Source organism: Priestia sp. USM5 (genome assembly GCF_058323215.1).
In genome coordinates this window covers 3,955,618-3,982,215 of sequence record NZ_JBSGKN010000001.1, presented here as the reverse complement: position 1 = coordinate 3,982,215, position 26,598 = coordinate 3,955,618, and the positions used below count along the sequence as shown (strand labels likewise).

Here is a 26,598-nt window from a genome sequence, read left to right as displayed (position 1 = left end):
CTGTTTTATAAATAATTATTCGAAGAGGGATGCACAATGAACGGATATTTACACTTAGCAAACGGCGATTCGTTCGCCGGACACATTGAACATACAGCAACGCACCAGGCAGAAGGAGAAATTGTTTTCTTTACTGGAATGACTGGTTATCAAGAAGTTGTGACTGATCCATCTTACAAAGATCAAATTATCGTCTTTACGTACCCTTTGATTGGGAACTATGGTATCAATGAGAAAGATTATGAAAGCAAAAAGCCTCACGTAGCAGGCGTTGTCGTATACGAATGTTCAGATGAAGGGTTCCATTACGAAGCGATGTACAGCTTCAAACAATATTTAAAGAAATGGAACATTCCGCTTATTACACATGTGGATACGAGAGCGGTCGTAAAACGAATTCGAAAAGAAGGTACGATGCAATCTGCCTTTTCGGCATCTGCTGAGCCGCCAGCATTTACTGCTGAATGCGATGGATATGTAGTAAAAGAAGTGTCAACAAAAGAGCCTGTTACTTACGGAAACGGTGAAAAACACGTTGTATTAATGGACTTTGGCTATAAAAAATCAATTTTACAAGAGCTGCTAAATCGAGAGTGCAAAGTAACGGTTGTTCCTTATTCTACAAGCTCTTCAAAAGTAAAAGAGCTGCAGCCGGATGGCATTGTCTTATCAAACGGACCTGGAGATCCAACTCAAGTAAGCAGTCAGCTGGATGAATTAAAAGAAATTATTTCAGCGTATCCAACTTTGGGAATTTGCTTTGGACATCAGTTAATTGGGCTTGCTTTTGGGGCAGAAACCAAAAAGCTGGCGTTCGGTCACCGAGGAGCTAATCAGCCTGTAATTGATTTAACGACTAACAAAGTGTGTATGACGTCTCAAAACCATAGCTATGTCGTAGATGAACAGACGATTACGTCTACGCCATTAAGCGTTCGATTTAAAAATGTGAATGACGGATCGGTTGAAGGTTTAATGCATAAAGACCTTCCTGTTATTTCGGTTCAATATCATCCAGAAGCACATCCTGGACCAAGTGACAGCACGTATATCTTTGATGAATTTATGACGAAAGTACAGCAAGTAGGGAGCGGAAAAGTATATGCCTAAAGACCAAACATTAAAAAAGATTTTAGTAATCGGATCAGGACCAATCGTAATTGGGCAAGCAGCAGAATTTGATTATTCAGGAACTCAGGCATGCTTGTCATTAAAAGAAGAAGGTTATGAAGTTATCTTAATCAATAATAATCCAGCTACGATTATGACGGACACTCACGTAGCAGATCGAATCTATTTTGAACCATTAACAGTAGACTGCGTAGAGAAAATTATTGCAAAAGAAAAGCCGGATGGTTTGTTAGCTACATTAGGCGGACAGACGGGTTTAAACTTAGCCCTTGAGCTTCATGAACAAAATATTTTGCCAAAATACGATGTGAAACTTTTAGGAACACCGATTGAATCAATCAAAAAAGGTGAAAGCCGTGAAGAGTTCCGTGCATTAATGAATGAACTAAATGAACCGGTGCCGGAAAGTGAAGTTGTCACAAAAGTAGAAGAAGCATTAGCTTTTGCCGAGAAAATTGGTTTTCCTGTTATTGTACGTCCTGCTTATACGTTAGGCGGAACGGGCGGAGGAATTGCTCATTCTATGGAAGAACTTGAAAAACTTTCAGCGTCAGGTTTACGTGAAAGTGCTATTACTCAATGCTTAATTGAAAAAAGCATCGCTGGATTTAAAGAGGTTGAGTACGAAGTTATGCGTGACGTGAACAATACGTGCATTACAATTTGTAACATGGAAAATATTGATCCCGTGGGTGTTCATACTGGAGATTCGGTAGTCGTTGCTCCTTCTCAAACGTTAACCGACGTGGAATATCAAATGCTTCGTTCGGCTTCAGTTAAAATTATTTCATCGCTTGGCATTATTGGAGGTTGCAACATTCAGTTTGCGCTTGATCCAAAAAGCAAGCAGTACTATTTAATTGAAGTAAATCCGCGTGTGAGCCGTTCGTCTGCTCTTGCATCAAAAGCAACGGGCTATCCGATTGCTAAAATTGCTGCAAAACTATCAGTAGGCTACACGCTTCATGAGTTATTAAATCCTGTAACAGGAGACACATATGCAAGCTTCGAACCAGCTCTTGACTATGTAGTAGTGAAATTTCCAAGATGGCCGTTTGACAAGTTTTTCTACGCGGAGAGAACGCTTGGCACGCAAATGAAAGCAACTGGAGAAGTAATGGCTATTGACCGTAACTTTACACGTAGCTTCCAAAAGGCACTGTCTTCTTTAGAAATTGATTTACAAGGATTGGAAGTAGAAGAACTGCAAGAACTTTCAACGGATGAATTAAAAAGCAAGCTTGGCGAACAAAGCGATGAGCGTATTTTTGTTATCCTTGAGCTTTTACGTCGCGGTACAACGCCTGAGTATATCCATGAAGTAACGCAAATTGATTATTTCTATTTAACACACTTTACGCAGCTGATTAAAATGGAAGCCTCTTTGAAGGAAGTACGTTTTGATTCCATTACAGCTGAACACTTCAAGCAAGTGAAGGAGCATGGTTTTACAGATGCGTATCTAGCAAGCGTATGGAACGTGCCAGAGCTTGACGTAAGAGCGAAACGTAAAGCACTACATATTACGCCAAGCTACAAAATGGTAGATACATGTGCAGCGGAGTTCGAATCCTCTACGGCTTATTTCTACTCTAGTTATTATGGCGAGAGTGAGATTGAACCATCAACGAATAAAAAAGTTGCGATTATCGGTTCTGGACCGATTCGTATCGGCCAAGGAGTAGAATTCGACTACAGCTCTGTACACGGTGTGTTAGCTCTTGAAAAAGAAGGATACGAAACAATTTTAATTAACAACAATCCAGAAACGGTAAGTACGGATTTTGAAGTAGCAGACCGCTTATATTTTGAACCTGTAACAGTAGAAGATGTGCTAAACGTTCTTGATGCTGAAAATGTGACGGATGTAATTGTTCAATACGGAGGTCAAACGGCTATTTCGCTTGTTAAAGGGCTAGAAGAAGCTGGCGTCAATTTACTAGGGATTACAAATGATGTTATTGATGCACTTGAAGATCGCGACCTGTTTTATAAGCTCTTAGACGACTGTGATATTCCGCATATCCCAGGTGAAATGGCGAAAGATGAGCAAGAACTTGTACAAAAAGCAAAAGCTATGGGATTCCCATTACTTATTCGTCCTTCTTACGTCATTGGCGGAAAAGGAATGCTGACAATTCAAAATGAAACGGAGCTGCAGGCTTGTTTACCGGCTATTAAAGCGTCTCATTTCCCAATGCTTATTGATGCTTACTTCCCTGGAAAAGAAGCAGAAATTGATGTTGTAGCAGACGGAAAAGATGTGTTGATTCCGACAATCGTTGAACATATTGAAAAAGCCGGCGTTCATTCAGGAGACAGCTATGCGCTTTTACCAGCAAAAACAGTAGAAGCAGCACATAAAGAAAAAATGGTGAGCTACGCTCAAAAAATTGTAAACAAACTTCAATATAAAGGGATTATGAATATCCAATATGTTATTTACAACGATGAAGTCTACATGCTGGAAGTTAATCCGCGTGCCAGCCGTACAGTGCCTGTAGTAAGCAAAGTGTGCAACACGCCGCTTGTTTCGCTATCAACTCAAATATTGCTTGGGAAATCATTGTCGGAAATTAGCGAGAAGCTAGGTTTATTGCCGGATCCGGCTTATACAACTATTAAGTTTCCAGTGTTTTCGACAAGTAAATTATCAGGAGTTGATCCGCTCGTTGGACCAGAAATGAAGTCAACTGGTGAAGGAATTGCGATTTCTTCAACGATTGAAGAAGCAGCAAAAAAAGTATTCCATCAGTATGTGTTAAGTAAAAAAGGTGCTGCAGAAGTGTATATTAACGGAGAAGCACAGGGCCTTGAAGAACTTGCGCAAAGCGCGGGATTAACTCTTGTTAAAGATAAAGAAGTTAGTGAATGGGTAAAAACGAAAGAAGCTTTATTATATGTAAGTTTACAGCCTGAAGATAAAGAAAGCCGTATGTCAGCATTAAAACACGGTTTAATGGTTATGACGGAGGCAGAAACGGCTTCGCTATTTTTCCAATCGTTCCAAGTCAATGAATATCACGTTTCATCACTACAAGAATGGTTTCAAAAAACTAAAAAGGAAGTGACAGTATCATGAGTACAGTATCGGTAAATACGAATTTAAAAGGAAAAGATTTGCTTACGCTTAAAGATTTATCATCAGACGATATTATGTCACTTTTAGAAAGCGCCATTGAGCTGAAAGAAAAGCATAAAAATGGTGAAATCGTCACATCGTTAAAAGGAAAAACGCTGGGGCTCATTTTTGAAAAATCTTCAACAAGAACAAGAGTCTCATTTGAAGCGGGAATGATGCAGCTTGGAGGAAACGCCCTCTTTTTAAGCAGCCAGGATTTACAAATTGGACGCGGAGAAACGATTGGTGATACAGCACGCGTACTATCTGAATTCATCGATGCTATCATGATTCGTACGTTTGAACATAGCAAGATCGAAGAGCTTGCAGATTACGCATCCATTCCCGTTATTAATGGTTTGACAGATGATTATCATCCTTGTCAGGCTCTAGCTGATTTATTAACGATTTACGAGCACAAGAAATCATTTGATGGGCTAAAAGTAGCTTATGTTGGAGACGGAAATAATGTAGCGCATTCCTTAATGATTGCATGTGCAAAAATGGGAATAGATATTTCAATTGGATGCCCTGACGGATATGAGCCAAAAGACTTTGTAACAGCTTATGTTAATGAAGTAGCTGCTAAAACGGGTGCGAAGGTTACGATTACAAAAGATCCTGTAGAGGCTGTAAAAAATGCCGATGCTATTTATGCAGACGTGTGGACAAGTATGGGACAGGAAGAAGAAGCACAGCAGCGCTTGAAAATATTTGCTCCTTATCAAGTAAATGAAGAGCTAGCTGCCCATGCGAAGTCAGACTATTTATTTCTCCACTGCTTGCCTGCGCATCGTGAAGAAGAAGTGACAGCAAGCATTATTGACGGACCAAATTCGGTTGTTTTCCAGCAGGCTGGAAATCGTATGCATGTACAAAAGGCCTTGCTTCAAGCAATTTTAGGCTAAGAAAAAAACCTTTCTGAGAATATCAGAAAGGTTTTTTTGTTTAAAGGGAATTAATTGTGGGAACACCAGTTGTATACTAAACAGAACGAAAGGTGATTTATGATGAAAGTATTAGTTGTTGGAGCAAACGGAACAACGGGAAAACAAGTGGTAGAAAAAGTCGCAAACAGCAAGCAGCATGAAGCTTATGCGATGATTCGCGACGAAAAACAAGCAGACGCTTTAAAAAAGCTGGGCGCTAACGTTGTACTTGGTGACTTGGAGCAAGATGTTTCAGATGCTTTAAGAGGTATGGATGCTGTCATATTTGCAGCAGGTTCTGGAGGACATACGGGAGACGAAAAAACAATCGCTGTGGATCAAAACGGTGCTAAAAATATCATTGATGAAGCAAAAAATCAAGGTGTGAAGCGCTTTGTTATGTTAAGTTCAATGGGAACAGATGCACCTGAACAAGGACCAGAAGGCTTACAACTTTACCTGCGTGCTAAAGCGATAGCGGATGAATACTTAAAGCAGTCTAATCTGCAATATACAATTGTACGACCAGGAACTTTATCGAATGATTCAGCTACTGGAAAAATTGATATCAATAATGATATTGAAGATAAATCTCAGACGATTCCTCGAGCAGATGTAGCAACCGTGCTTGTAGAATGCCTAAACGAAGAAGCTACGATAGGAAAAACGTTTGAAATGTTAGCCGGAGAAACTGAAATTGAACAAGCTATTAAATTTACTCATTGATACAAAAGGGCAGATCTAAAGGTCTGCTCTTTTCTGTTCTGTTCCTAATATGAAAACATCTCCATTATGAAACGGAAATCTTAAGGGAATAGTATAGGAGAACATTTCATTTCAGGAATGAGGAGGCAGGACAATGGGACAAAATCGTCATTTCACACCGGGTCAAAAAGCTCCTAATAACGGAGTGTATATTGAAATTGGTGAAACAGGAAGCAACGTAAATAATCCTCAAAAGGTTAAATTAAAAGCAGGAGAGCGTTTTCCAGAGACGGCAAACGATGACCGCCACTGGACATACATGCGCAAGCCTTAAATAGTAAAAAAATAAAGAAGCCATTCTAAATTGAATGGCTTTACTTGTTTTCCCATTGCTGGGTATAATGAAATAAAGGTCAATAAAGGTCAAATGTATCGAAGGAGGATGTTCAATGGACATAAATAAAATGACCCAAAAATTGCAAGAAGGCGTGATGGAAGCGCAGTCCGAAGCTATTAAACGAAATCAGCAGGAAGTGGATATTGCTCATTTGCTTTATACGCTTATTCATCAGCAAGATGGTATTGCTCCTCGCATATTAGATCATTTACATATAGATCATCAATCTTTTCAGCAGCAGGTAAATCAACTGCTTGCGAAAAAACCTGCTGTTACAGGAAGTGGAGCTGAAGTAGGGAAAGTTTATATTACAAATAAACTCCAGCAGCTGTTTGTCAAAGCTCAAGAAGAAGCATCTCGTCTGCAAGATGATTATGTTTCAGTTGAGCACATCTTTTTAGCCTTAGCACAGGAACCGTCTTCTAGTGAATATGGCAAGTTATTTTCAAGTCACGGTATAACAAAAAAAGCTTTGCAAGATGTGCTTACTAGCCTTCGAGGAAATCAGCGAATTACAAGTCAAAATCCGGAAGTTACATATGAAGCGTTAGCTAAATATGGAAGAGACTTAGTGGCAGAAGTAAGAGCAGGGAACATTGATCCAGTCATTGGACGAGACGGAGAAATTCGCCGCGTTATCCGCATTTTATCGCGAAAAACAAAAAACAATCCAGTTTTGATTGGAGAACCTGGCGTTGGTAAAACAGCGATTGTTGAAGGTCTAGCACAGCGAATTGTTCGTAGAGATGTGCCTGAAGGATTAAAAGATAAAACCATCTTCTCATTAGATATGGGAGCTTTAGTAGCAGGAGCGAAGTTCAGAGGCGAATTTGAAGAGCGTTTAAAAGCTGTTCTTCAAGAAGTGAAGAAAAGCAACGGTCAAATTCTTTTATTTATTGACGAACTTCATACAATCGTTGGAGCAGGTCGTACGGACGGAGCGATGGATGCAGGGAATATTTTAAAACCAATGCTTGCTAGAGGAGAACTTCACTGTATAGGAGCTACAACTCTTGATGAGTATCGTCAGTATATTGAAAAAGATCCAGCTCTTGAAAGACGCTTTCAACAGGTGCTGGTTGAAGAACCTTCAGTAGAAGATACAATCTCTATCTTACGTGGTTTAAAAGAACGATTTGAAATTCATCACGGTGTAAATATTCATGACCGGGCGATTGTTTCAGCAGCGGTTATGTCGGATCGTTATATCTCAGATCGCTTTTTACCTGATAAAGCAATTGATTTAATTGATGAAGCATGCGCAACTATTCGAACAGAAATGGATTCGATGCCATCAGAATTAGATGAAGTAACGCGACGTGTCATGCAGCTTGAAATTGAAGAAGCGGCATTAAGTAAAGAAACAGATCAAGCAAGCATCACAAGGTTAGAGGCAATTCGAAAAGAAGTCTCTGATTTAAAAGAACGTGCAGATACAATGAAGCTGCAGTGGGAAAAAGAAAAGCAGTCGATTCAAACGGTGCAAGATGTCCGGGAGCAGCTTGAAAAAGCGAAGCGAGACCTAGAAGAAGCTGAAGGGAAATATGATTTAAATAAAGCAGCCGAACTTCGCCACGGACGCATTCCAGCTCTTGAAAAAGAACTAAAACAGCTGGAAGAAACAGCTGCTGAAAAAGCACAAGAAAACCGTTTGTTAAGAGAAGAGGTAACGGAAGAAGAAATTGCTGAAATTGTAGGAAGATGGACGGGAATTCCGGTGTCGAAACTAGTTGAAGGAGAAAGAGAAAAGCTGTTGAAGCTTGAGTCAATTTTACAGCAGCGTGTGATTGGACAGAACGAAGCCGTATCCTTAGTTACAGATGCTGTGATTCGCGCAAGGGCAGGCATTAAAGACCCGAACCGCCCAATTGGATCATTTATTTTCCTAGGACCTACCGGAGTAGGAAAAACGGAGCTAGCCAAAACGTTGGCACATTCGTTATTTGACAGTGAAGAACAAATGGTTCGTATTGATATGTCTGAATACATGGAAAAGCATGCGGTCTCTAGGCTTATAGGAGCGCCTCCTGGCTATGTAGGGTATGAAGAAGGCGGACAGCTAACGGAAGCGGTGAGACGCAAGCCTTATTCAGTCGTTTTGTTAGATGAAATTGAAAAAGCTCATCCCGAAGTATTTAACGTGCTCCTTCAAATACTAGATGATGGAAGAGCAACAGATTCAAAAGGAAAAGTCATTGATTTTAAAAATACAGTCATTATTATGACGTCAAATATTGGTTCTCAATTTTTATTAGATGGTTTAACAAGTGAAGGCGAGATTAATGAAAAAGCCAGAGAGCAAGTGATGGCTCAATTAAGACAGCATTTTCGCCCAGAATTTTTAAATCGAGTAGACGACACGATTTTATTCAAACCGCTAACTGTTCATGAAGTAAAGGGAATTATTGATAAGCTATTGCTTCAGCTTGAAAAGCGTTTATCCGATCGTCATATTTCGTTAATGTTAACAGAAGAAGCAAAAAATCATATTGCAGCCTCCGGGTTTGATCCGGTATACGGAGCGCGCCCTTTAAAAAGGTTTATTCAAAAATATATTGAAACAAAAATTGCCAGAGAATTAATTGCAGGGCAAATTGAAGATTATAGTCAAGTGACAGTTGATGTAAAAGATGATGAGTTTGTTGTCAGCGTATAAGTTTTCTCAAAAGGCCATTCATGATAATTTGAATGGTCTTTTTTTGCTATTAAGAGCAGCATCCCTTTTAAAATAAATAAAAAAAAATACGTGAGAGCTAAGCGTAAAAACTTATTCAGTTTTAGGTTGTAGAATATATCTAATTCATTTATGATAATACAAAATGGGCAAAGGAGCATGAATGAGCACATGAAGGACCGTATAGAGCTTATATATGACGAAGCATACGATTTTATAGATCAGGCATTAACTAAAATAAGAGCGCTGGATAAAAATGATCTTCAAGCTGAAAATGAAGAAGTGCAGGAAAAGGCAGAACGGACAGAGTTTGCACTTCAAGCTGCACGAGATATTTTAGAAAATATGATTATCCCGGGTAAAAAATTGACTTTTATTTACGAAAAAGGTTCTGTGGTAGTAGAAATTCCCGATAAAAAATAAAAACGACTTCCTTTTATGGAAGTCGTTTTTATTTTGGTAATGCAAAGTGTTCATCAATGGATGCATCACTTTTTCGATACTGCCCGGGTGTCATATTGGTTGTTTTGCGAAATACTTTTGTTAAATAATTGGCATTTGCATAGCCGACGTTTTCAGCAATTTCTTCGATTGAATACTTGGTTTGATGCAATAGCTCGGCCGCTTTTTGAATGCGAAGCTTCGTTAAATATTGAATCGGCGTAATCCCTGTTGTTTGTTTGAATAACCGGCTAAAATGATAGCGAGATAAATGAGCTGCATCTGCCATTTCATCCGGACCGATTTCTTCATGATAATGATTGCGGGCAAATAAAATAGAGCTAATGATACTTTCAGGCCAATCCTCTGTAAAACTGTCCATGCTTTTAATATATTGATACAGCTCCATTACAAAGCGGTAAGATAAGCTTGAGGCATGAAATGGATCTGCTATATGTTTTTCACTTGCCCTCTTATATATCTGAGCAAGCAGCTGAACAGGTGCTGATTCAGGGTGAAATCGAATTACAGGGGAGTGGGTTGACTGAATATAATCCCAGCATTTTTGTACTTCATCTCCGTATAATGTAAGAAAAATAAACTCCCAGTTTTCACTTTCCTTTGGTAAGTAATAGCGATAATTTCCAGGTATATTGACGATGAATGCTTTTCCAGCATCCACTTTATATTCTTGTCCATCTATTTCAATCATCCCGTACCCAGAAACCGTGTATTGAAAAATATATTTTCCTACATCTTTTCGCTGATTTCCGCTCCAGTTATAAAGGGGCGAGAAAACTTCATCCCATCCAACCGACCAGAGCTGCGCAACTTCGTTTGTGCGGGATTCTAAAAACCTGTATGCGTACGTTGAATATTCTTGAGCTTGGAAATGTGAGAGCAAATTTTCACCTTCTTTTTGAAATAAAGTAGTACTTAATTCTTACTTTAACGTAATCGCTTTCATTTTTCTATAATTTTTTGAAAATATCATGATTATTTTTAGTGAATGTCTCTAAATCTATTATTTTCTTATAATTTGCAAGTCAAGGCTCCCATGAAGATAACACCTTTTTGGCGCAAGAGCAGTTCATCATCAATTTAAAAGAATCATTTTTAAAGTGATAAGCAAAAAAGTACCGATTATCGATAGGAATTTTACCATTGAGGCAAGGAAAATTGGACTTTACAATGTACATATGAATCCGTTTCCAAAAAACTACTTAAAATAGGTGATAATAAATGCTGGAAAAATTAATCGAAGAGTTCAAACAAATATTTCATTCGTCAGAAGCTATTCGCTGCTTTTTTGCACCAGGGCGTGTCAATTTAATTGGAGAACATACTGATTATAATGGAGGGCATGTTTTTCCTTGTTCATTGAGTATAGGAACGTATGCGGTAGTACAAAAACGTCATGATCGAAAAATACGTATGTACTCTAAAAACTTCTCTGAAGCAGGCGTTATTGAATCCTCTTTAGAGCAATTAACGTACAAAACCGAGGATGATTGGGCTAATTATCCAAAAGGAGTAATGGACACCTTTAAAAAGCACGGATATGATCTTCCTTTTGGTTTTGATATCTTGTTTTTCGGCAACATTCCTAACGGAGCAGGGCTTTCATCGTCGGCATCAATTGAGTTAGTCACATGCGTACTTTTAAATAAAATTCTTGAATTGAATATTGATATGATGGACCTTGTAAAAATGGCGCAGCAAGCTGAAAATGAATTTATCGGCGTAAGCTGCGGGATTATGGATCAGTTTGCAATTGGAATGGGAAAAGAAAATCAAGCCGTATTGTTAAACTGCCAGACTCTTGAATACCAGTATAGCCCGCTGCAGTTAACAGATGCTGTGCTCGTTATTTCTAACACAAATAAGCGAAGAGGGCTGGCAGATTCAAAATATAATGAGCGCCGTATGGAGTGTGAAAGAGCACTATCAGATTTGCAAACTTCACTTTCCATTGATTCGCTTGGTGATTTAACGAAAGAACAATTTGAAAAGCACAAATCTTTAATACAAAACGAAGTAGATTGTAAGCGCGCTAAACATGCGGTATATGAAAATGAACGCACAAAAGAAGCGGTTGCTAAATTGCAAAACGGCGATTTAAAAGGATTTGGTCAATTGATGAATGAGTCGCACTGTTCGCTGCGAGATGACTATGAAGTAAGTGGAAAAGAATTAGATGCTCTTGTAGAAGCAGCCTGGTTGCAAGAAGGTGTGATTGGATCACGCATGACGGGTGCAGGCTTTGGCGGCTGTACAATCAGTATCGTAAAAAAAGCACAGGTTGATAGATTTATTGAGGAAGTAAAAGACGCTTATTATAAGCAAACGAGTTTAGAAGCTGGATTTTATGTGGTTACGGTTGGAGAAGGAGCGCGTGAACTCACATTAGAAGCAGTATAAGAGAAAACAGATAGAGAAAGGAACGAGTGTATGTCAGTCAACATTCATGAAGAAATCACCCGACTTATTCAATATGGTTTACAAAAGAATCTAGTAACAAAATGGGATATAGATGTGGTGAGAAATAAACTGCTGGAAGTGTTAGAACTCGACGAATGTATTACGGTAGAAGTTAAAGAAGAACGTTTGGAACATCCAGCTGCTATTTTAGATAACATGCTTGATTGGGCTGCCGAAAACAATCGAATCGCCGATAATTCTATCACATATAGAGATTTATTCGATACCAAAATAATGGGATGCTTTGCAAGCATGCCTTCAGAGGTTAATCGAACCTTTTACGATCACTATCAGCAAAACCCTCAAAAAGCCACAAGCTATTATTATAAGCTGTCAAAAGACATTCACTATATTCGCAGAGATCGAATTGCTAAAAACGAAAGATGGGTAACAAACACTGACTTTGGAGAACTTGAAATTACTATCAACTTATCTAAGCCGGAAAAAGATCCAAAAGCAATTGCAGCAAGCAAATCACTGAAAGAAAGCAACTACCCGCTATGCCTGCTCTGTAAAGAAAATGCTGGCTATGCAGGCCGCATTAACCACCCAGCTCGCCAAAATCACCGGATTATCCCTGTGGAATTGCAGGAAGAGCTGTGGTACATGCAGTTTTCACCTTACGTTTATTATAATGAACATGCCATTGTTTTTGCGAGTGAGCATACACCTATGCATATTTCAAAGCAAACGTTTAAGCGGCTGCTTGCCTTCGTTGAACAATTCCCACATTATTTTTTAGGGTCAAATGCAGATTTACCCATCGTAGGAGGATCTATTTTAACGCATGATCACTTTCAAGGAGGCTATCATGAGTTTCCTATGGCTAAAGCAAGAATAAATAAATCGTTCTCTCTTGAAGCGCATCCAAACGTGAAAGCTGGAATTGTTCATTGGCCAATGTCGGTCGTTCGTCTTCAAAGTTCGCACCTTGCACCATTAGTGGAAGCAGCGGATTTCATTTTGAAGAAATGGAAATCATATAGTGATCAAAGTGCTGGTATTTTAGCTTTTACAGATCAAACTCCTCACAATACGGTCACGCCTATTGCTAGGAAAAGAGGGGATTTGTACGAATTAGATTTAGTACTGCGAAACAATCGAACAAACAGCAAGCATCCAGATGGCATTTATCATCCGCATGCAGAAGTTCATCATATCAAAAAAGAGAACATAGGTTTAATTGAAGTAATGGGGCTTGCGGTTTTACCCGGTCGTTTGAAAGACGAAATGAGTCTAGTGGCCAAAGGGTTAGTTCAGAATAACCTGAGTGAAGTAGCCAGCAGGCATGATCAAGTGAAAAAACACGTGAAGTGGGCTGAACACATCAAGAAAAAATATCCGCATATTGAAGTGGAAAATGTCCAAAGCATTCTTCAACAAGAGCTCGGTTTGATCTTTGCGACTATTTTAGAGCATGCAGGTGTGTTTAAACAAACTGCTGAAGGGCAGCTCGCATTCAGTCGTTTTATGAATTCGTTAAATGAAGCGTAAATCATTAATAAAAACAGGCAGCTCGTAATGAGCTGCCTGTCTTTATACAGTTAGGGCATGCTGTTTTAAAAGGGTATACAGAGCCTGTGTTCCTTTATTATCCTGGCCTTGTTTTTCGAGCTGTTCATAAAGCGATTTTGCTAATTTTAGCCCGGGTGTATACAGCTCCATTTCTTCAGCTGATTCAATGGCAATCTTCATATCTTTAATGAAGTGTTTAATATAAAAGCCTGGTTCGAAGTCTCCTTTAATCATGCGAGGAGCTAAATTGCTTAACGACCAGCTTCCCGCTGCGCCTGTTTCAATACTTTTTAGAACGGTATTCGGATCTAATCCGGCTTTTTCAGCATAAAGTATCGCTTCGCAGACACCCATCATATTAGAGGCAATAGCAATTTGATTGCACATTTTTGTATGTTGACCAGCACCGGCGCTTCCTTGAAGAACGATATTTGTCCCCATTTTTTCAAGAATAGGCGTAACGGCAGAGAATGCTTCAGAATCGCCTCCTACCATAATAGCTAAGGTTGCTTTCTGAGCCCCAATATCTCCTCCTGAAACAGGAGCGTCAAGCGCATGAATGTGCTTCTCTTTTGCTGCTTGATAAATCTCACGAGCAAGTATAGGGCTTGATGTCGTCATATCAATTGTATAGCAGCCTTTCTTTGCATTATGTATAATGCCGTCTTTTCCTAAATAAATCTCTTTTACATCGTGAGGATAGCCTACCATGGTGATAATAACATCAGATTGTTCGGCCACTTCTTGAACGGTTTCTTTCCATTTGGCCCCTTTTTCAAGTAGTGCTTGAGCACGAGTTTTTGTTCGTGTATAAACAAGGACTTCATATCCTGCGTCAATTAAATGCCCGGCCATGCTTTGACCCATAACGCCTGTTCCGATAAAACCAATTTTTTCTTTAGTCACAGCAGTATTCACTCCTAAAGTTAATAGTTTGATTATTCTAAAATTATATAGTTAAAGTTTGGGATAATCAATGATTCCGACTATATATAGATAGAGAAAAGCACTCTCAGTCCTATGTCTTGAATACGAGGTAAGGAAAGAAAGTACTGAGAAGAACCTATGCCAAAAAATAAAAAAAGCGCTGGCTTTACAGCCAACACTTTTTAGTGTTGATTATTTGCTGGTTTATTCGGTACACCCAGTTCTCCAATCAAAATTACAACTAGCGTGAAAACTACTCCAAGGATGGAAGCGGTTGCGAAACTGTAAGTACCGCCCGTCATTGCAGAGATTACGTACACTGCCATATTCATTAGTAAAAAGCCCCAAACAAAAGCCATTACGACACGCATTCTATTCACCTCGTTTACAGTACAGTTTGATTTCATTTTAGCATATAGCAGTCAAATAAGAAATTGAATTTTTTATGAATAAATAAGGGGCGTGCTCCCATGCAGAAACAAAAGAGCAATAAGTCAGAAATAGGCATTATTCTAGTGCGCTTTTTTATGGTTCTATCATACACTGTATGGAACAACTAGTAAGTTACGGAGGAAGAGCTATGATACATCGACGCTTTTTTAGCTTAGATACGCAATGGAATGTCGTACATGTCCCTGAACGACCGAATGGTTTCGGTGTGTTAGTATTGGGTGATAAAGATCATTTTGTTGAAAGTTCAACTAGCTTATGGATTCAGCACGGCGGAAGGTCACAGCTGTTGCAATGTTTACAAGATGAAGGATACACAGTATTTTATTCCAATTTATATGGCCGGCATTGGGGGTCTCCTGAAGCATATCACCTTGCAAAACAACTTTATCATTTAGTAATGAAACAAGAAATTTTAAATAAACGAATTCATATTTTAGCTGAAGGAATGGGGGCTCTGTTAGCGCTGCAGCTAATGGAAAATGACGGGAATACGTTCATTCGATCAGCTGGTTTACTAAATCCGTGTATTGATCTTCATACGCATGCAGAACATGAAAAAAACAATAAATTCTTTTATAAACAATTCACGAAGGACTTGACTCAAGCTTATAAAGTGGAGCGGAAGCAAGTATCAAAGCTAATTAAGGAGTACCCTTCCGTTACGGAATTAAAATCAACGCTGCCCGTGAAGATATGGACCGCGCCTAATGCCTCTACTCATTATCCAATTGCACACAGTAAAAAATATGAACTACATCGTGAAGAACTTCACTCTCCGATTATGCTTTCACTTTATTTGCCTGAAAAAAACTATTTATTTGAACGGTCCCTTCTCCAATTTTATAAACAGCATGAAAAAGTGTTATAAGCAAAGCTTCTATGATTATACATATCATAGGGGCTTTTTGTATAAGAGATAAAAGGAAAAAGAGAGTTCATGATGTTTTTACGGATGAACTACTTTGAAATAAGGAATGAGTACTCTCTATAACTATAGGGCTTTAAGTTTTTGTTTAATAAATGATGAATGAAGAATTGGAGGAAGCGATATGGGAAATGTAGTAGTAATAGGGGCAAACCGCTTTATTGGTTTTCATTTATGTATGACTTTTTTAGACGAAGGTACAGAAGTAAAAGGATATACACATTCTGCTCATAAAGAAGAAGATGATTTGCAGGAAGAGATGAAATTTTTCTTAGGGCGAAACGCTAATTATGTATCGACTGAAGTAGGCGATTCATTAGATATGATTACCTCAGAAACGGATATTGTCTACTTCACGTATTTCGATGGAGGAGATTTTTATCATCCTGATTTTTTAAGACAAGAAATGCAAAAAGCGCAGCAAGTACTCATTCAAGCACTTAATAAATGCCGTCAATTCAACATTCGATTTGTGTTTGTTTCTACCATGCGCGTATTTGGAGACCAGCAGCGAAAGATTGAAGAAACAACGATTCCAGAACCGGACAGTAGTGAAGGAAGGCTATACGTTCATTTTGAGCGAATGATAGAAAAATATAAAGATGATGGATGGCCCATTATGATTGTCAGAACGCCCACTCTTTACGGACCTTGGCAGCCTTTGTCAATGTGCTATTCTAAAAATATTGCCGGGTACGAGGAAGCTTTTACCATTATGGAAGGCACGGATTTTATTATTTATATTGAAGACGCCGTCAGTGCACTCAGACGCTGTAAAACTGGTGCATATTCATATGAAGTGGTTCATTTAGTTGAAGAAAAATTACAGCCTTGGAGCGCTGGAGCAAACATTACTCATATGGAGGTGAAGGAAGAAGCGGCTCAAGAAAAATATGAAATCAGCAGGAAAGCGAAAGAACTGCTACATTTTTCTTCCAAAGTAACGGCTAAAGAAGGCATTTACCTGCAAAAAAAACATATGAGAACATTCTTTTTACCTCTTCATTAAAGGAGAAAGTTGTACTTATAGAATAGATTCGCTAATATAAGGAGGAATAAATGTTTTTAATAAAGGAGATTTCACTATGGAAGAGCAAAATATGCAATTCATGCAAATTGCAATGAAGTACTTGCCAGAAGCAAAGCAGATTTTAGATGAAACAGGCGTTGAGTTATCAATGGAACACGTACAGCCGGTATTGACATTACTGACAAAAGTAATGAACGACGCCTATGAGCTTGGCAAGCAAGATGCATTAGCTGAAAATGAAAACAACTAAAGAAAACAGCTCGGTAGAATCCGAGCTGTTATTTTTGTTTGTAAAATAAATCGACTAAAGGGGCAAACTGTTTAAGAAGAGGAGCTAGTTCTTCAACGGCGAGTACAATTTCATCGATTTGTTTGAATAATCTTTCCCACTCCTCTCGCTCTCTTTCTTCTCTTGATTTTCTGCGCCCAGCTCCAAACATAAAATCAGAAAAAGCTTCATTTCTTTGTCTTCTTGCCATGATACTCATTCCTTTCACTATTTTAATGGTGGGTAAGTTCTTACCTAATGTCCCATACTAGAGTAAGAGGGACCCGTATGATTACTATATGTAGCATGATAGATACCTGAGTAGGACGAACACCCATATAGACAAAAAATAAAAAATGAAGTAAAATTAGTACCAACTCATAATAATTGATTATATAATCGGTAAATGAAATGACAGATATAGGTTTTATAGGAATATAAGCCTTTTATTTAAAGGAGAGGTTGATATGAACGCTGGTGTTCTAGGAATTGGACGTTATGTACCAGAGAAAGTTGTAACAAATTTAGATCTTGAAAAAGTAATGGATACATCAGATGAGTGGATTCGTACGCGCACAGGTATTCAAGAGCGCCGAATTGCAGCCGATAACGAGGACACATCTGATTTAGCTTATAAAGCAGCAGTTGAAGCTTTACATAAAGCTAACGTCGAGGCAGAAGATATTGACATGATCATTGTTGCTACGGTAACGCCAGATCAACCGTTTCCTACAGTATCATGTATGCTGCAAGAAAAATTGGGAGCAAAAAAAGCAGCTTCTTACGATGTGAGTGCAGCATGTGCAGGATTTATGTACGGCATGATTACAGCTAAGCAATTTATTGAAACTAATGCTTACAAGCATATATTAGTGGTCGGTGTAGAAAAGCTTTCTAAGATTACAGATTGGGACGACCGTAACACGGCTGTTTTATTCGGAGACGGAGCAGGTGCAGTTGTAATGGGACCTGTGTCAGAAGGACGAGGTATTTTATCCTTTGAACTAGGATCCGACGGTACAGGAGGCAAGCACTTGTATCAAAACGAGCTTGATCATATTGTCATGAACGGACGTGAAGTATTTAAGTTTGCTGTTCGACAAATGGGGGAATCTGCTGTTAATGTAATTGAAAAAGCAGGTTTAACAAAAGAGGATGTTGATTTTCTTGTACCTCATCAAGCGAATATTCGTATTATGGAAGCTGCAAGACAGCGATTAGACTTGCCTGAAGAAAAAATGTCTAAAACAATCCAATACTACGGCAATACATCAGCAGCATCGATTCCAATTTCAATTGTTCATGAGCTTGAAGCAGGGAAAATTCAAGACGATGATTTAATTGTAATGGTTGGCTTCGGAGGCGGCTTAACATGGGGAGCTATTGCCATTAGATGGGGAAAATAACACTACATTTTTAAAGCAACTGAAGGAGATGAATGTACGATGAATAAAAAACGTGTAGTTGTAACAGGACTTGGTGGGCTTACACCAATTGGAAATGACGTAGAAACAGCTTGGAAAAACGCAGTAGCAGGCGTGTCTGGCGTTGGTCCTTTAACAAGACTAGATGCAGATGAATTTCCTGCTAAAGTAGCGGCTGAAGTAAAAGATTTTAACGTGGAAGATTTTATTGACCGCAAAGAGGCTCGTAAGATGGATCGCTTTACTCAATATGCGATGGTAGCTGCATTGGCGGCTGTTAAAGATGCGAATTTGACTATTACGGAAGAGATTGCTCCAAACGTCGGGGTTTGGATTGGATCTGGAATTGGCGGTATGGAAACGTTTGAAAATCAATATTCAACGTTATTAGAAAAAGGTGCCCGCCGTGTAAGTCCATTCTTTATTCCGATGATGATTCCTGATATGGCAACAGGACAAGTTTCTATTGCTTTAGGGGCGAAAGGCGTGAACTCTTGTACGGTAACGGCGTGTGCAACAGGTACAAACTCTATTGGTGATGCATTTAAAGTCATTCAACGCGGAGATGCAGACGTGATGGTGACGGGCGGTACGGAAGCACCAATCACGCGTTTATCTATTGCTGGTTTCTGTGCGAATAAAGCACTTTCTACAAATCCAGATCCTGCAACAGCATCTCGTCCGTTTGATAAAGACCGCGACGGCTTCGTTATGGGAGAAGGTGCGGGTGTTATTGTGCTTGAAGAGCTTGAACATGCATTAGCACGCGGCGCACGTATTTATGCTGAAATTGTGGGCTATGGTTCAACAGGAGATGCTCATCATATCACAGCGCCAGCTCCAGGAGGAGAAGGCGGCGTTCGTGCAATGCGTCATGCGATTGAAGATGCAGGTCTACAGCCAAGTGATATTGATTACATCAATGCTCACGGTACAAGTACAGGGTACAACGATAAATTTGAAACGATGGCTATTAAAGAAGTATTTGGTGACCACGCTCAAAAAGTAGCAATTAGTTCAACAAAGTCAATGACTGGCCACTTGCTAGGAGCTGCTGGTGGAGTAGAAGCTATTTTTAGTGTGAAAGCAATTCAAGACGGTATTCTTCCTCCAACAATTAACTATCAAACACCCGATGAAGAGTGCGATTTAGACTACATTCCAAACAAAGCGCGTAAGCAAGAAGTAAAAGCGGTGCTAAGCAACTCACTTGGATTTGGCGGTCACAATGCAACAATCATCTTTAAAAAGTACGAAGCATAATGAAAAATTCTAGGCTGACGCCTAGAATTTTTTTTATTTTTAATAACCAAAAGAGTAGCTGTGAACATATCATGAAACAAAAGGATGAAGAAAGAGAGGGGAAAACATGCCGATTGTTTCAACTTCTACTTGGACGGAGCCGAAAGAAATAAGCCGTTATCTTGCGCGCTATTTTAAGAAATTAAAAGAAAAAGAATATATGGAATTACTTTTTAACTATGGAATGTGTCCGCCTTCTTTAATGTTTATAAAAGAATTAGAAGAAATGAAGAAAAGGCAGGTTTGGAAGAAAGTAAAAGCACATTATGAAAAGCTTAAAAAAGCATGGAATGGGCCGGATGTAGCGGTGCTAGTGCTTCCAAGCAATCCTCGAAATCGAAAAATGCAGCGTGAATTTAACGGAAGAGCAGGTGTCGCTTTTACCGATAAATTATTTGTGTTTATGACAAGTCATACATCCGATGAAGAAATGTTAGCGGTGCTTACCCATGAATATCATCACGTTTGCAGGCTAAAAGCCATTAACAAATCTGATGAAACGATTACTTTGTTAGACGCTATGATGATGGAAGGGTTAGCTGAAAGAGCAGTGGAGGAATATTGTGGTAAAAAATATTTAGCCCCTTGGACAAATTATTATACCATTGAAGAAGCTAAAAAAATGTGGGAAAAGCATGTTAAACCTTATTACAATCTGCGCGCTGACGAAAAAAAATATGATCAACTGTTATTCGGCCAAAATTGGTATCCAGAAATGATGGGCTACAATATCGGTTATCATCTTGTTACTTCATGTATGAAGCCTCACACTTTAACTACTACCCAGCTGCTTCCTCTTAGTACCAATACTATCTTAAAAAAATCTGCGTTCCAACTGTAAAAAAATAAGTTCTATATACCCAAAATAAAAAATAGTAAATTTTATCCTGTTTTCAACAAAAAATTAGGAGGTTTATGCGTTAAAGTGCTGAAGAGATATTCAAAAATCATTATTTTAAAAATAAAAAATATAATTAATTTTCAAAATATATTGATTTTGTAATGAAATTGTAATAATATCTTATTCAAATATAACAATTTTTAGAAAAATGAGGTGTGCACTATAAATGGATAAAAAGCCCGTCGAATCAACACCTTTACTAGAAGTGAAAAATTTACAAACTGCTTTTTCCATTAATGATTCCTGGCATAATGCTGTGGACGACGTGTCGTTTCAAGTCGGACGAAAGCGAATTGTAGGAGTTGTAGGAGAATCTGGCTGTGGAAAAAGCGTATTGTCTTTATCCGTTATTGGGCTATTACCTAAAGTAAATAGTCAAATTAGAAGCGGAAGCGTTGTATTTAACGGAAAGAATCTTACACACTTATCAGAAGATGAGATGAATGATGTTCGGGGAAAAGACATCTCAATGATTTTCCAAGAACCGATGACATCTCTCAATCCTGTTTTAACCATTGGGTATCAGCTGCAGGAAGTATTGTTTAACCATATGAATATATCGAAAGCGGAAGCGCGTGAAAAAAGCATTGCGCTTTTAAAAAGCGTTGGTATTTCGAGATCCGAAAAGCTCATCGATGAATATCCGCATCAGCTATCGGGAGGAATGAGACAGCGCGTCATGATTGCCATGGCGGTAGCTTGTCAGCCTAAACTTTTAATTGCGGATGAGCCGACAACCGCCCTGGATGTTACGGTTCAAGCTCAAATTTTAGAATTGTTAAAAGAAATTCAAGAAAGCAATGATATGTCTATTATTATGATTACTCATGATTTAGGAGTCGTTGCTGAGATGTGTGATGAAGTGATTGTCATGTATGGCGGGAAAATTGTTGAGCATACAGATGTTGATACGTTATTTTATGCCCCAAAACATCCGTACACGAAAGCTCTTCTTCACTCAATTCCACGCATGGAAGATGATGTAGAAGTATTAAATACGATCAAAGGAATTGTGCCTTCTCTTGTAAACATGCCGAGGACAGGCTGTCGTTTCGTTAACCGATGTCCTCATGCAATGGAAGACTGCAGTTCCGTTACGCCTGTTCTTCGCGAGGATTCACAGGGGCATGACGTCGCATGTCTGCTGTATGAAAACAGCTATCCGTCAAAAGGAGTGAAGACAAGCTAATGACTAAAGCAGTGAAAGATGTATTGCTAGAAGTTCAGCATTTAAAAACCTACTATCCTATTCACGGGGGATTTTTTCGAAAGAAAATTGGTGATGTAAAAGCAGTTGACGGTATTTCCTTTGCGATTCGAAAAGGAGAAACGCTCGGTCTGGTAGGAGAATCTGGCTGTGGAAAATCCACGGCAGGAAGGACGATTCTAAGACTGTTGGAACCAACTAGCGGAAAAATTATTTTCGATGGTAAAGATATCACAGAAGCAAGAGGAACTTCTCTCCGTAAAATTAGACAAGATTTCCAAATGGTTTTTCAAGATCCCTATGCTTCCCTCAATCCAATGCAAATGGTTGGAGATGTTATTTCTGAACCAATTCGGAATTTTACAGGAAAATCAACCAATCAATTAAAATCAGAAGTTATGAATCTACTTACAAAAGTAGGGTTACCGGAAGATGCATACTATAAATATCCTCACGAATTTTCCGGTGGACAGCGTCAGCGTATTGGAATTGCACGTGCACTTGCACTTCGTCCAAAACTTATTATTGCTGATGAACCGGTGTCGGCACTTGACGTTTCTGTCCAATCACAAGTTTTAAACCTTCTTAAAGAACTTCAACAAGAATTCGACCTAACCTTTTTATTTATTGCCCATGATTTGAGTGTTGTTAAACATATGAGTGACCGTATCGGTGTTATGTACCTAGGCGGTTTAGTGGAAATTGCTGATAAGAAAAGTCTATACGCAGAGCCGTTGCACCCTTATACGCAAGCGCTTGTATCGGCTATACCTGAACCAGATCCACGAAAGAAAAAACAGCGTATTATTTTACAGGGAGATGTGCCAAGTCCAATTGATCCGCCAAAAGGCTGTGCGTTTCATCCTCGCTGTATACATGCCATGGCAGAGTGCAGCCAAACGAAACCTGCCTTAAAGGAGGTGAGACCTGGCCATCAAGTAGCTTGCCATTTATATAACTCGTAAAAGCTACATACGAACAGATTATTAGTTAAATAGGGGGAACGTCATGATGAAAAAGAAATCGTTTTTATCACTTGTTTCCATTTTGCTTGTGCTATCGCTTTTTCTAGCGGCATGCAGCGGTGGAAGCAGTTCTTCATCTTCTAGTAATAAAGAAGGCGGAGAAGCAAAAACTGAAGGTGCAAAAACAGACAAGCCAAAAGATGGCGGAACGATTACGTATGGGATTGACGGAGCGCCGGAAGGGCTTTTTGAGTACGCATTGTATGGTAGTGCGTATGATAGCCAAATCTTAGAATTTATCAATGAAGGTCTTTTTACTTATGATAAGAAATTAAAAATTAAATCTGACTTAGCTACTTGGGACGTGAGTGGTGATAAACTAACTTACACGTTTAAATTAAAAAAGGGGATTAAGTGGCATAACGGAGATCCATTAACTGCAGATGATTTTAAATATACGTATGAAACGATTGCTGATAAAGACTATACAGGTCCACGCTATGTAAACGTTGAGCATATTAAAGGCGCTCAAGAATATCATGACGGCAAAGCGGATTCTATTTCCGGAGTTGAAGTGGTAGATCCGCAAACATTTAAAGTAACGTTTAAAGAAGTTCGTGTAAATAACTTAGACAATCTATGGCCGTATCCAATGCCGAAAAAGTACTATGAAGGAATTGCTGTAAAAGATCTTGCAGAGTCCAAACAAGTTCGTAAAGAGCCTATTGGTGTTGGACCATTTAAAGTGAAAAAAGTGGTAGCAAGTGAATATGTTCAGATGGAACGCAATGATGACTATTGGAAAGGTAAGCCTCATCTTGATGGCGTTGTTGTAAAAGTACTGGATCCATCTGTTTCCGCCGGAGCATTGAAAAAAGGCGATGTCGACATTATGGATGTTCGCCCAGCTGATTTAGGGCAAGTTGAAAAAGCAGAAAACTTAGACTTTTTGGAAGGGAAATCAACTAGTTATTCGTATATTGGTCTACGATTTGGACATCGTGATAAAAACGCTGGTAAAAACGTAGATGATTATGATAAGTTCAAAGATCTAAAACTTCGTCAAGCATTGCTTTACGCAATAGATAGAAAAGCAATGGTAAAAGCATTTATGAACGACAAAGCGGTTGTTTCTAACACAGTTATTCCCTCTGTATTCTGGATTGCTGCTGACCAAAAAGATTTAACAAAGTACAAGTATAGTCCAGAAAAAGCTAAGAAATTGTTAGCTGAAGCTGGTTATAAAGATAAGAATAATGACGGTTTTGTAGAAGATCCAAACGGAAAACCATTTACGATCTCATTTGGTCACTATGCTGGTCCAGCCAACTTCGAGGGTCGTGCGAAGGCTATTATGCAAGCATGGAATGATATTGGTATTAAAACAAAATTAGCAACGGGTTCACTTGTTGAATTTAACTTGTACAATGAAATGAAAGATAACGACGATAAGGCGTTAGAAGCGTTCTTCGGTTCTTGGGACACTGGTTCAGATCCAGATCCTACAGGATTATGGAGCTCTAATGCTGAATGGAACTATGGCCGTTGGGTAAATAAGGAATCTGATGAAATGCTTAAAGACGGTTTGAGTGAAAAATCATTTGATGATAAACACCGTAAAGATGTATATGTAAAATGGCAAAAATTCTTTAACGAGCAGCTGCCAGCACTTCCTTTATGGGAAAATATCAATATTTATGCTGTGAATAAGCGTGTGAAAAACGTAACTCTAGATCCATCAACGGTAGTTGTAGATCCGGAGAAATGGTCTGTAACGGAATAAGTATTTTACATGTAAAGGAGAGTCAACGATGCTGCAATACTCACTAAGACGTATTTTAGGGATGATTCCAATGTTGATTCTGATCTCCTTTGTTGTGTTTTCCCTGGCAAAAATGATGCCAGGGGACCCTTTTGGGGGAGAAATCAACCCCAGTAATACAGATCCAAAATACATTGAGGAAATGCGTGATAAGCTAGGATATAACGATCCTATCTACGTTCAATATTGGAACTGGGTAAAGGGAGTGGCACAAGGAGATTTAGGAAAGTCAACAACTCATAAGTTACCGACATTAGATATTATTTTAGAGCGTATGCCTAATACGATCTTTTTAGCTTTGACTTCGCTTTTGATTACGTATGTGTTTGCATTTATTTTAGGTATGTATGCAGGAAGAAAACCGTATACCTTAGCAGATAACTTTATTGCAGGATATAATTACTTTGCATTAGCGGTTCCATCGTTTATCGCAGGGATCGTAGGCATTTATTTATTTTCCTTTCAGTTAGGCTGGTTTCCGTTTAGCGGTTCTGTTGAAGTAGGATTAAAAGAGGGATCATGGGAATTTATTCAAAGTAGAATTCATCACGTTATATTACCTGCACTGATTCTTGGCTTGATGTCGACCGCGCAGTATACCCAATTTTTGCGCAATGATATTATTGAAAACAGTCGCAAAGATTTTGTGCGCACAGCTAGAGCAAAAGGAACAAAAGAATCTAAAATTTATAATGTTCATATCTTACGCAACTCAATGATTCCGCTTATTACGTTTTTAGGGTTTGATCTTGTAACAATCATTAGCGGTTCTATCATTACAGAGACAATCTTTACGTATCCAGGAATCGGAAAGTTGTTTGTTGACTCTGTAGCAACTCGTGACTACTCAGTTATGATGTCGCTTACAATGCTGTTTTCAATTTTAACACTAGTTGGGAATCTGGTTGCTGATTTGTTATACGGCGTAGCAGATCCGCGTATTCGTTTGGATTAGGAGGAGAAAGTATGGAAATTGTAACGAAAAAAGATGTACAGCCAGAAGTGAATATGAAAGCTCCTAAAAACCTTTCTCCATGGGCGATTGCGCGAAAGAAGTTTGTAAAAAATAAACTAGCCATGATAAGTTTGGCTTTCATGATTGTGATTACGCTTCTTGCCATTTTTGCACCGCTGCTTACAAAAGCAGATATTACACGTATCGACTATATGGCGATGAATGCAGCGCCTTCCAGTGAGCATTGGTTTGGAACGGATACAAATGGTCGAGACGTATTTGCACGTACATTGTATGGAGGAAGAACTTCGTTACTGATTGGAGTTGCTTGTACAACACTCGTTATTTTAATCGGAACTCTTATTGGTTCGATTGCGGGTTATTACGGAGGCAAAGTGGACCAATTCTTAATGCGTTTTACAGACTTTGTCTTAAACTTTCCGCTCATTGTTTTTGTTGTAGTGTTAAATACAATTCTAATTGGAAAAATCTCAGGCGTTTGGACGCTCATCCTAGTTGTTAGTTTCCTAAGCTGGGGAAGTACGGCCCGGCTGGTGCGAAGCAAAGTGTTGGCTGAAAAAGAAAATGAATATGTGCTTTCAGCTGTTTCCATTGGGTGCAGCCCGTTTAAAATCATCTTCAAACATTTGCTGCCAAATGTGTTTTCAACGATTGTGGTTCAAGCCAGTTTGCAGATGGCCATCCTTATCGTGTTTGAGTCAGCAATTAGCTTTATCGGTTTTGGCGTGCCGGCTGATACGCCGAGCTGGGGGAATATGCTGACAGAAGCAAGGGAATCAGATGTGCTGCAGAATAAGCCTTGGATGTGGGTTCCGCCAGGTTTAGCTATTACATTTACGATCCTGGCTATCAACTTCATTGGTGAAGGATTAAAAGATGCTTTAAATCCAAAATCTCTTCGTTAAAAATCTATCACAAAAGTGTGATAGATTTTTTTAGGTTTGTCAGACCTCCTGACAAACCTATTACTATAGAAGAAACTCGGATTTTTTCTGCTTATAGGG

24 protein-coding genes are annotated in these 26,598 nt (G+C 38.9%); 20 read left to right on the top strand and 4 right to left on the bottom strand.

Annotated features, from left to right (window positions below; all coding sequences use genetic code 11):
• Positions 1-36 precede the first annotated feature (36 nt).
• From ACWATA_RS20940 to ACWATA_RS20910, 7 genes are all read left to right on the top strand, one after another.
• Positions 37-1,110, top strand: a complete 1,074-nt coding sequence (locus tag ACWATA_RS20940) for a carbamoyl phosphate synthase small subunit (protein ID WP_028412385.1) — start codon at positions 37-39, stop codon at positions 1,108-1,110.
• Positions 1,103-4,213, top strand: a complete 3,111-nt coding sequence (gene carB, locus ACWATA_RS20935; RefSeq protein WP_098625752.1) for a carbamoyl-phosphate synthase (glutamine-hydrolyzing) large subunit — start codon at positions 1,103-1,105, stop codon at positions 4,211-4,213. The genes ACWATA_RS20940 and carB overlap by 8 nt, the downstream gene beginning before the upstream one ends.
• Positions 4,210-5,160: an ornithine carbamoyltransferase gene (gene argF / locus ACWATA_RS20930; RefSeq protein ID WP_473050160.1), complete on the top strand. Its 951-nt coding sequence runs from the start codon at positions 4,210-4,212 to the stop codon at positions 5,158-5,160. Before carB ends, argF begins: the two co-directional genes overlap by 4 nt.
• 102 nt (positions 5,161-5,262) lie before the next feature.
• Positions 5,263-5,907 (top strand): SDR family oxidoreductase, encoded by a 645-nt coding sequence (locus tag ACWATA_RS20925; protein ID WP_028412382.1) that lies wholly within the window; start codon positions 5,263-5,265, stop codon positions 5,905-5,907.
• Positions 5,908-6,040: 133 nt separating this feature from the next.
• Positions 6,041-6,220: a YjzC family protein gene (locus ACWATA_RS20920; protein ID WP_013055394.1), complete on the top strand. Its 180-nt coding sequence runs from the start codon at positions 6,041-6,043 to the stop codon at positions 6,218-6,220.
• A gap of 115 nt (positions 6,221-6,335) precedes the next feature.
• Positions 6,336-8,939: an ATP-dependent chaperone ClpB gene (gene clpB, locus ACWATA_RS20915; RefSeq protein ID WP_473050159.1), complete on the top strand. Its 2,604-nt coding sequence runs from the start codon at positions 6,336-6,338 to the stop codon at positions 8,937-8,939.
• A gap of 189 nt (positions 8,940-9,128) precedes the next feature.
• The gene (locus ACWATA_RS20910) at positions 9,129-9,380 is read left to right on the top strand and encodes a hypothetical protein (protein WP_014461601.1); all 252 of its coding nucleotides are present in this window, start codon (positions 9,129-9,131) and stop codon (positions 9,378-9,380) included.
• A gap of 28 nt (positions 9,381-9,408) precedes the next feature.
• Here ACWATA_RS20910 and ACWATA_RS20905 read toward each other — a convergent pair whose 3' ends face one another.
• Positions 9,409-10,302: a helix-turn-helix domain-containing protein gene (locus ACWATA_RS20905; RefSeq protein ID WP_013081740.1), complete on the bottom strand. Its 894-nt coding sequence runs from the start codon at positions 10,300-10,302 to the stop codon at positions 9,409-9,411.
• Between the two features lie 338 nt (positions 10,303-10,640).
• On the opposite strand from ACWATA_RS20905, the gene ACWATA_RS20900 reads away from it, so the two are divergent.
• Together ACWATA_RS20900 and galT are read left to right on the top strand one after the other, a co-directional pair.
• On the top strand, positions 10,641-11,819 hold the full coding sequence (locus tag ACWATA_RS20900) for a galactokinase (protein ID WP_473050158.1): 1,179 nt from the start codon (positions 10,641-10,643) through the stop codon (positions 11,817-11,819).
• 30 nt (positions 11,820-11,849) lie between these two features.
• Positions 11,850-13,373, top strand: coding sequence for a UDP-glucose--hexose-1-phosphate uridylyltransferase (gene galT, locus ACWATA_RS20895; RefSeq protein WP_028412379.1), 1,524 nt, complete (start codon positions 11,850-11,852; stop codon positions 13,371-13,373).
• Between the two features lie 42 nt (positions 13,374-13,415).
• On the opposite strand, the gene ACWATA_RS20890 is transcribed toward galT, so the two are convergent.
• Both ACWATA_RS20890 and ACWATA_RS20885 read right to left on the bottom strand, forming a co-directional pair.
• Positions 13,416-14,300, bottom strand: coding sequence for an NAD(P)-dependent oxidoreductase (locus tag ACWATA_RS20890; protein ID WP_033578041.1), 885 nt, complete (start codon positions 14,298-14,300; stop codon positions 13,416-13,418).
• A 203-nt stretch (positions 14,301-14,503) separates the two neighbouring features.
• Positions 14,504-14,692, bottom strand: coding sequence for a YjzD family protein (locus ACWATA_RS20885; RefSeq protein ID WP_028412377.1), 189 nt, complete (start codon positions 14,690-14,692; stop codon positions 14,504-14,506).
• A gap of 209 nt (positions 14,693-14,901) precedes the next feature.
• On the opposite strand from ACWATA_RS20885, the gene ACWATA_RS20880 reads away from it, so the two are divergent.
• The 3 genes from ACWATA_RS20880 (at position 14,902) to ACWATA_RS20870 (ending at position 16,979) form a co-directional block, all read left to right on the top strand.
• Positions 14,902-15,642: a hypothetical protein gene (locus ACWATA_RS20880; protein ID WP_013055401.1), complete on the top strand. Its 741-nt coding sequence runs from the start codon at positions 14,902-14,904 to the stop codon at positions 15,640-15,642.
• Positions 15,643-15,823: 181 nt separating this feature from the next.
• Complete coding sequence (locus tag ACWATA_RS20875; RefSeq protein ID WP_033578042.1) at positions 15,824-16,708, top strand: NAD-dependent epimerase/dehydratase family protein; 885 nt, start codon at positions 15,824-15,826, stop codon at positions 16,706-16,708.
• A gap of 76 nt (positions 16,709-16,784) precedes the next feature.
• A complete protein-coding gene (locus ACWATA_RS20870; protein WP_013081746.1) occupies positions 16,785-16,979 on the top strand; it encodes a ComZ family protein in 195 nt (64 codons plus the stop codon).
• Between the two features lie 28 nt (positions 16,980-17,007).
• Here the strand turns inward: ACWATA_RS20870 and ACWATA_RS20865 are convergent, their stop codons facing one another.
• Positions 17,008-17,208 (bottom strand): hypothetical protein, encoded by a 201-nt coding sequence (locus ACWATA_RS20865; protein WP_028412375.1) that lies wholly within the window; start codon positions 17,206-17,208, stop codon positions 17,008-17,010.
• Positions 17,209-17,464: 256 nt separating this feature from the next.
• Between ACWATA_RS20865 and ACWATA_RS20860 the strand changes: the two genes are divergently transcribed.
• The 8 genes from ACWATA_RS20860 to opp4C all read left to right on the top strand — a co-directional run bounded on the left by ACWATA_RS20860 (position 17,465) and on the right by opp4C (position 26,499).
• The gene (locus tag ACWATA_RS20860) at positions 17,465-18,403 is read left to right on the top strand and encodes a beta-ketoacyl-ACP synthase III (protein ID WP_013081747.1); all 939 of its coding nucleotides are present in this window, start codon (positions 17,465-17,467) and stop codon (positions 18,401-18,403) included.
• 39 nt (positions 18,404-18,442) lie between these two features.
• Positions 18,443-19,684 carry a beta-ketoacyl-ACP synthase II gene (gene fabF, locus ACWATA_RS20855; protein ID WP_028412374.1) on the top strand — a complete coding sequence of 414 codons (1,242 nt, stop codon included), beginning with the start codon at positions 18,443-18,445 and terminating at the stop codon, positions 19,682-19,684.
• Between the two features lie 106 nt (positions 19,685-19,790).
• Positions 19,791-20,564 (top strand): DUF2268 domain-containing putative Zn-dependent protease, encoded by a 774-nt coding sequence (locus ACWATA_RS20850; RefSeq protein ID WP_016763040.1) that lies wholly within the window; start codon positions 19,791-19,793, stop codon positions 20,562-20,564.
• A 226-nt stretch (positions 20,565-20,790) separates the two neighbouring features.
• Positions 20,791-21,813 (top strand): ABC transporter ATP-binding protein, encoded by a 1,023-nt coding sequence (locus ACWATA_RS20845; RefSeq protein ID WP_028412372.1) that lies wholly within the window; start codon positions 20,791-20,793, stop codon positions 21,811-21,813.
• The gene (locus ACWATA_RS20840; protein WP_028412371.1) at positions 21,813-22,796 is read left to right on the top strand and encodes an ABC transporter ATP-binding protein; all 984 of its coding nucleotides are present in this window, start codon (positions 21,813-21,815) and stop codon (positions 22,794-22,796) included. The genes ACWATA_RS20845 and ACWATA_RS20840 overlap by 1 nt, the downstream gene beginning before the upstream one ends.
• Positions 22,797-22,839: 43 nt before the next feature.
• Complete coding sequence (gene opp4A / locus ACWATA_RS20835; RefSeq protein WP_034267675.1) at positions 22,840-24,579, top strand: oligopeptide ABC transporter substrate-binding protein; 1,740 nt, start codon at positions 22,840-22,842, stop codon at positions 24,577-24,579.
• A gap of 28 nt (positions 24,580-24,607) precedes the next feature.
• Complete coding sequence (opp4B, locus tag ACWATA_RS20830; RefSeq protein WP_013055410.1) at positions 24,608-25,573, top strand: oligopeptide ABC transporter permease; 966 nt, start codon at positions 24,608-24,610, stop codon at positions 25,571-25,573.
• An 11-nt stretch (positions 25,574-25,584) separates the two neighbouring features.
• The gene (gene opp4C / locus ACWATA_RS20825) at positions 25,585-26,499 is read left to right on the top strand and encodes an oligopeptide ABC transporter permease (RefSeq protein WP_013081753.1); all 915 of its coding nucleotides are present in this window, start codon (positions 25,585-25,587) and stop codon (positions 26,497-26,499) included.
• Positions 26,500-26,598 lie beyond the last annotated feature (99 nt).

What these genes read in the sequence shown, in the direction of transcription:
- ACWATA_RS20885 (WP_028412377.1), bottom strand. Translation starts at nt 14,692, where the DNA reads ATGCGTGTCGTAATGGCTTTTGTTTGGGGCTTTTTACTAATGAATATG.
- clpB (WP_473050159.1), top strand. Translation starts at nt 6,336, where the DNA reads ATGGACATAAATAAAATGACCCAAAAATTGCAAGAAGGCGTGATGGAA.
- ACWATA_RS20860 (WP_013081747.1), top strand. Translation starts at nt 17,465, where the DNA reads ATGAACGCTGGTGTTCTAGGAATTGGACGTTATGTACCAGAGAAAGTT.
- ACWATA_RS20880 (WP_013055401.1), top strand. Translation starts at nt 14,902, where the DNA reads ATGATACATCGACGCTTTTTTAGCTTAGATACGCAATGGAATGTCGTA.
- ACWATA_RS20910 (WP_014461601.1), top strand. Translation starts at nt 9,129, where the DNA reads ATGAAGGACCGTATAGAGCTTATATATGACGAAGCATACGATTTTATA.
- fabF (WP_028412374.1), top strand. Translation starts at nt 18,443, where the DNA reads ATGAATAAAAAACGTGTAGTTGTAACAGGACTTGGTGGGCTTACACCA.
- ACWATA_RS20920 (WP_013055394.1), top strand. Translation starts at nt 6,041, where the DNA reads ATGGGACAAAATCGTCATTTCACACCGGGTCAAAAAGCTCCTAATAAC.
- opp4A (WP_034267675.1), top strand. Translation starts at nt 22,840, where the DNA reads ATGATGAAAAAGAAATCGTTTTTATCACTTGTTTCCATTTTGCTTGTG.
- ACWATA_RS20870 (WP_013081746.1), top strand. Translation starts at nt 16,785, where the DNA reads ATGGAAGAGCAAAATATGCAATTCATGCAAATTGCAATGAAGTACTTG.
- opp4B (WP_013055410.1), top strand. Translation starts at nt 24,608, where the DNA reads ATGCTGCAATACTCACTAAGACGTATTTTAGGGATGATTCCAATGTTG.
- ACWATA_RS20925 (WP_028412382.1), top strand. Translation starts at nt 5,263, where the DNA reads ATGAAAGTATTAGTTGTTGGAGCAAACGGAACAACGGGAAAACAAGTG.
- ACWATA_RS20865 (WP_028412375.1), bottom strand. Translation starts at nt 17,208, where the DNA reads ATGGCAAGAAGACAAAGAAATGAAGCTTTTTCTGATTTTATGTTTGGA.
- ACWATA_RS20940 (WP_028412385.1), top strand. Translation starts at nt 37, where the DNA reads ATGAACGGATATTTACACTTAGCAAACGGCGATTCGTTCGCCGGACAC.
- carB (WP_098625752.1), top strand. Translation starts at nt 1,103, where the DNA reads ATGCCTAAAGACCAAACATTAAAAAAGATTTTAGTAATCGGATCAGGA.
- ACWATA_RS20845 (WP_028412372.1), top strand. Translation starts at nt 20,791, where the DNA reads ATGGATAAAAAGCCCGTCGAATCAACACCTTTACTAGAAGTGAAAAAT.
- ACWATA_RS20875 (WP_033578042.1), top strand. Translation starts at nt 15,824, where the DNA reads ATGGGAAATGTAGTAGTAATAGGGGCAAACCGCTTTATTGGTTTTCAT.
- ACWATA_RS20840 (WP_028412371.1), top strand. Translation starts at nt 21,813, where the DNA reads ATGACTAAAGCAGTGAAAGATGTATTGCTAGAAGTTCAGCATTTAAAA.
- galT (WP_028412379.1), top strand. Translation starts at nt 11,850, where the DNA reads ATGTCAGTCAACATTCATGAAGAAATCACCCGACTTATTCAATATGGT.
- opp4C (WP_013081753.1), top strand. Translation starts at nt 25,585, where the DNA reads ATGGAAATTGTAACGAAAAAAGATGTACAGCCAGAAGTGAATATGAAA.
- ACWATA_RS20900 (WP_473050158.1), top strand. Translation starts at nt 10,641, where the DNA reads ATGCTGGAAAAATTAATCGAAGAGTTCAAACAAATATTTCATTCGTCA.
- argF (WP_473050160.1), top strand. Translation starts at nt 4,210, where the DNA reads ATGAGTACAGTATCGGTAAATACGAATTTAAAAGGAAAAGATTTGCTT.
- ACWATA_RS20850 (WP_016763040.1), top strand. Translation starts at nt 19,791, where the DNA reads ATGCCGATTGTTTCAACTTCTACTTGGACGGAGCCGAAAGAAATAAGC.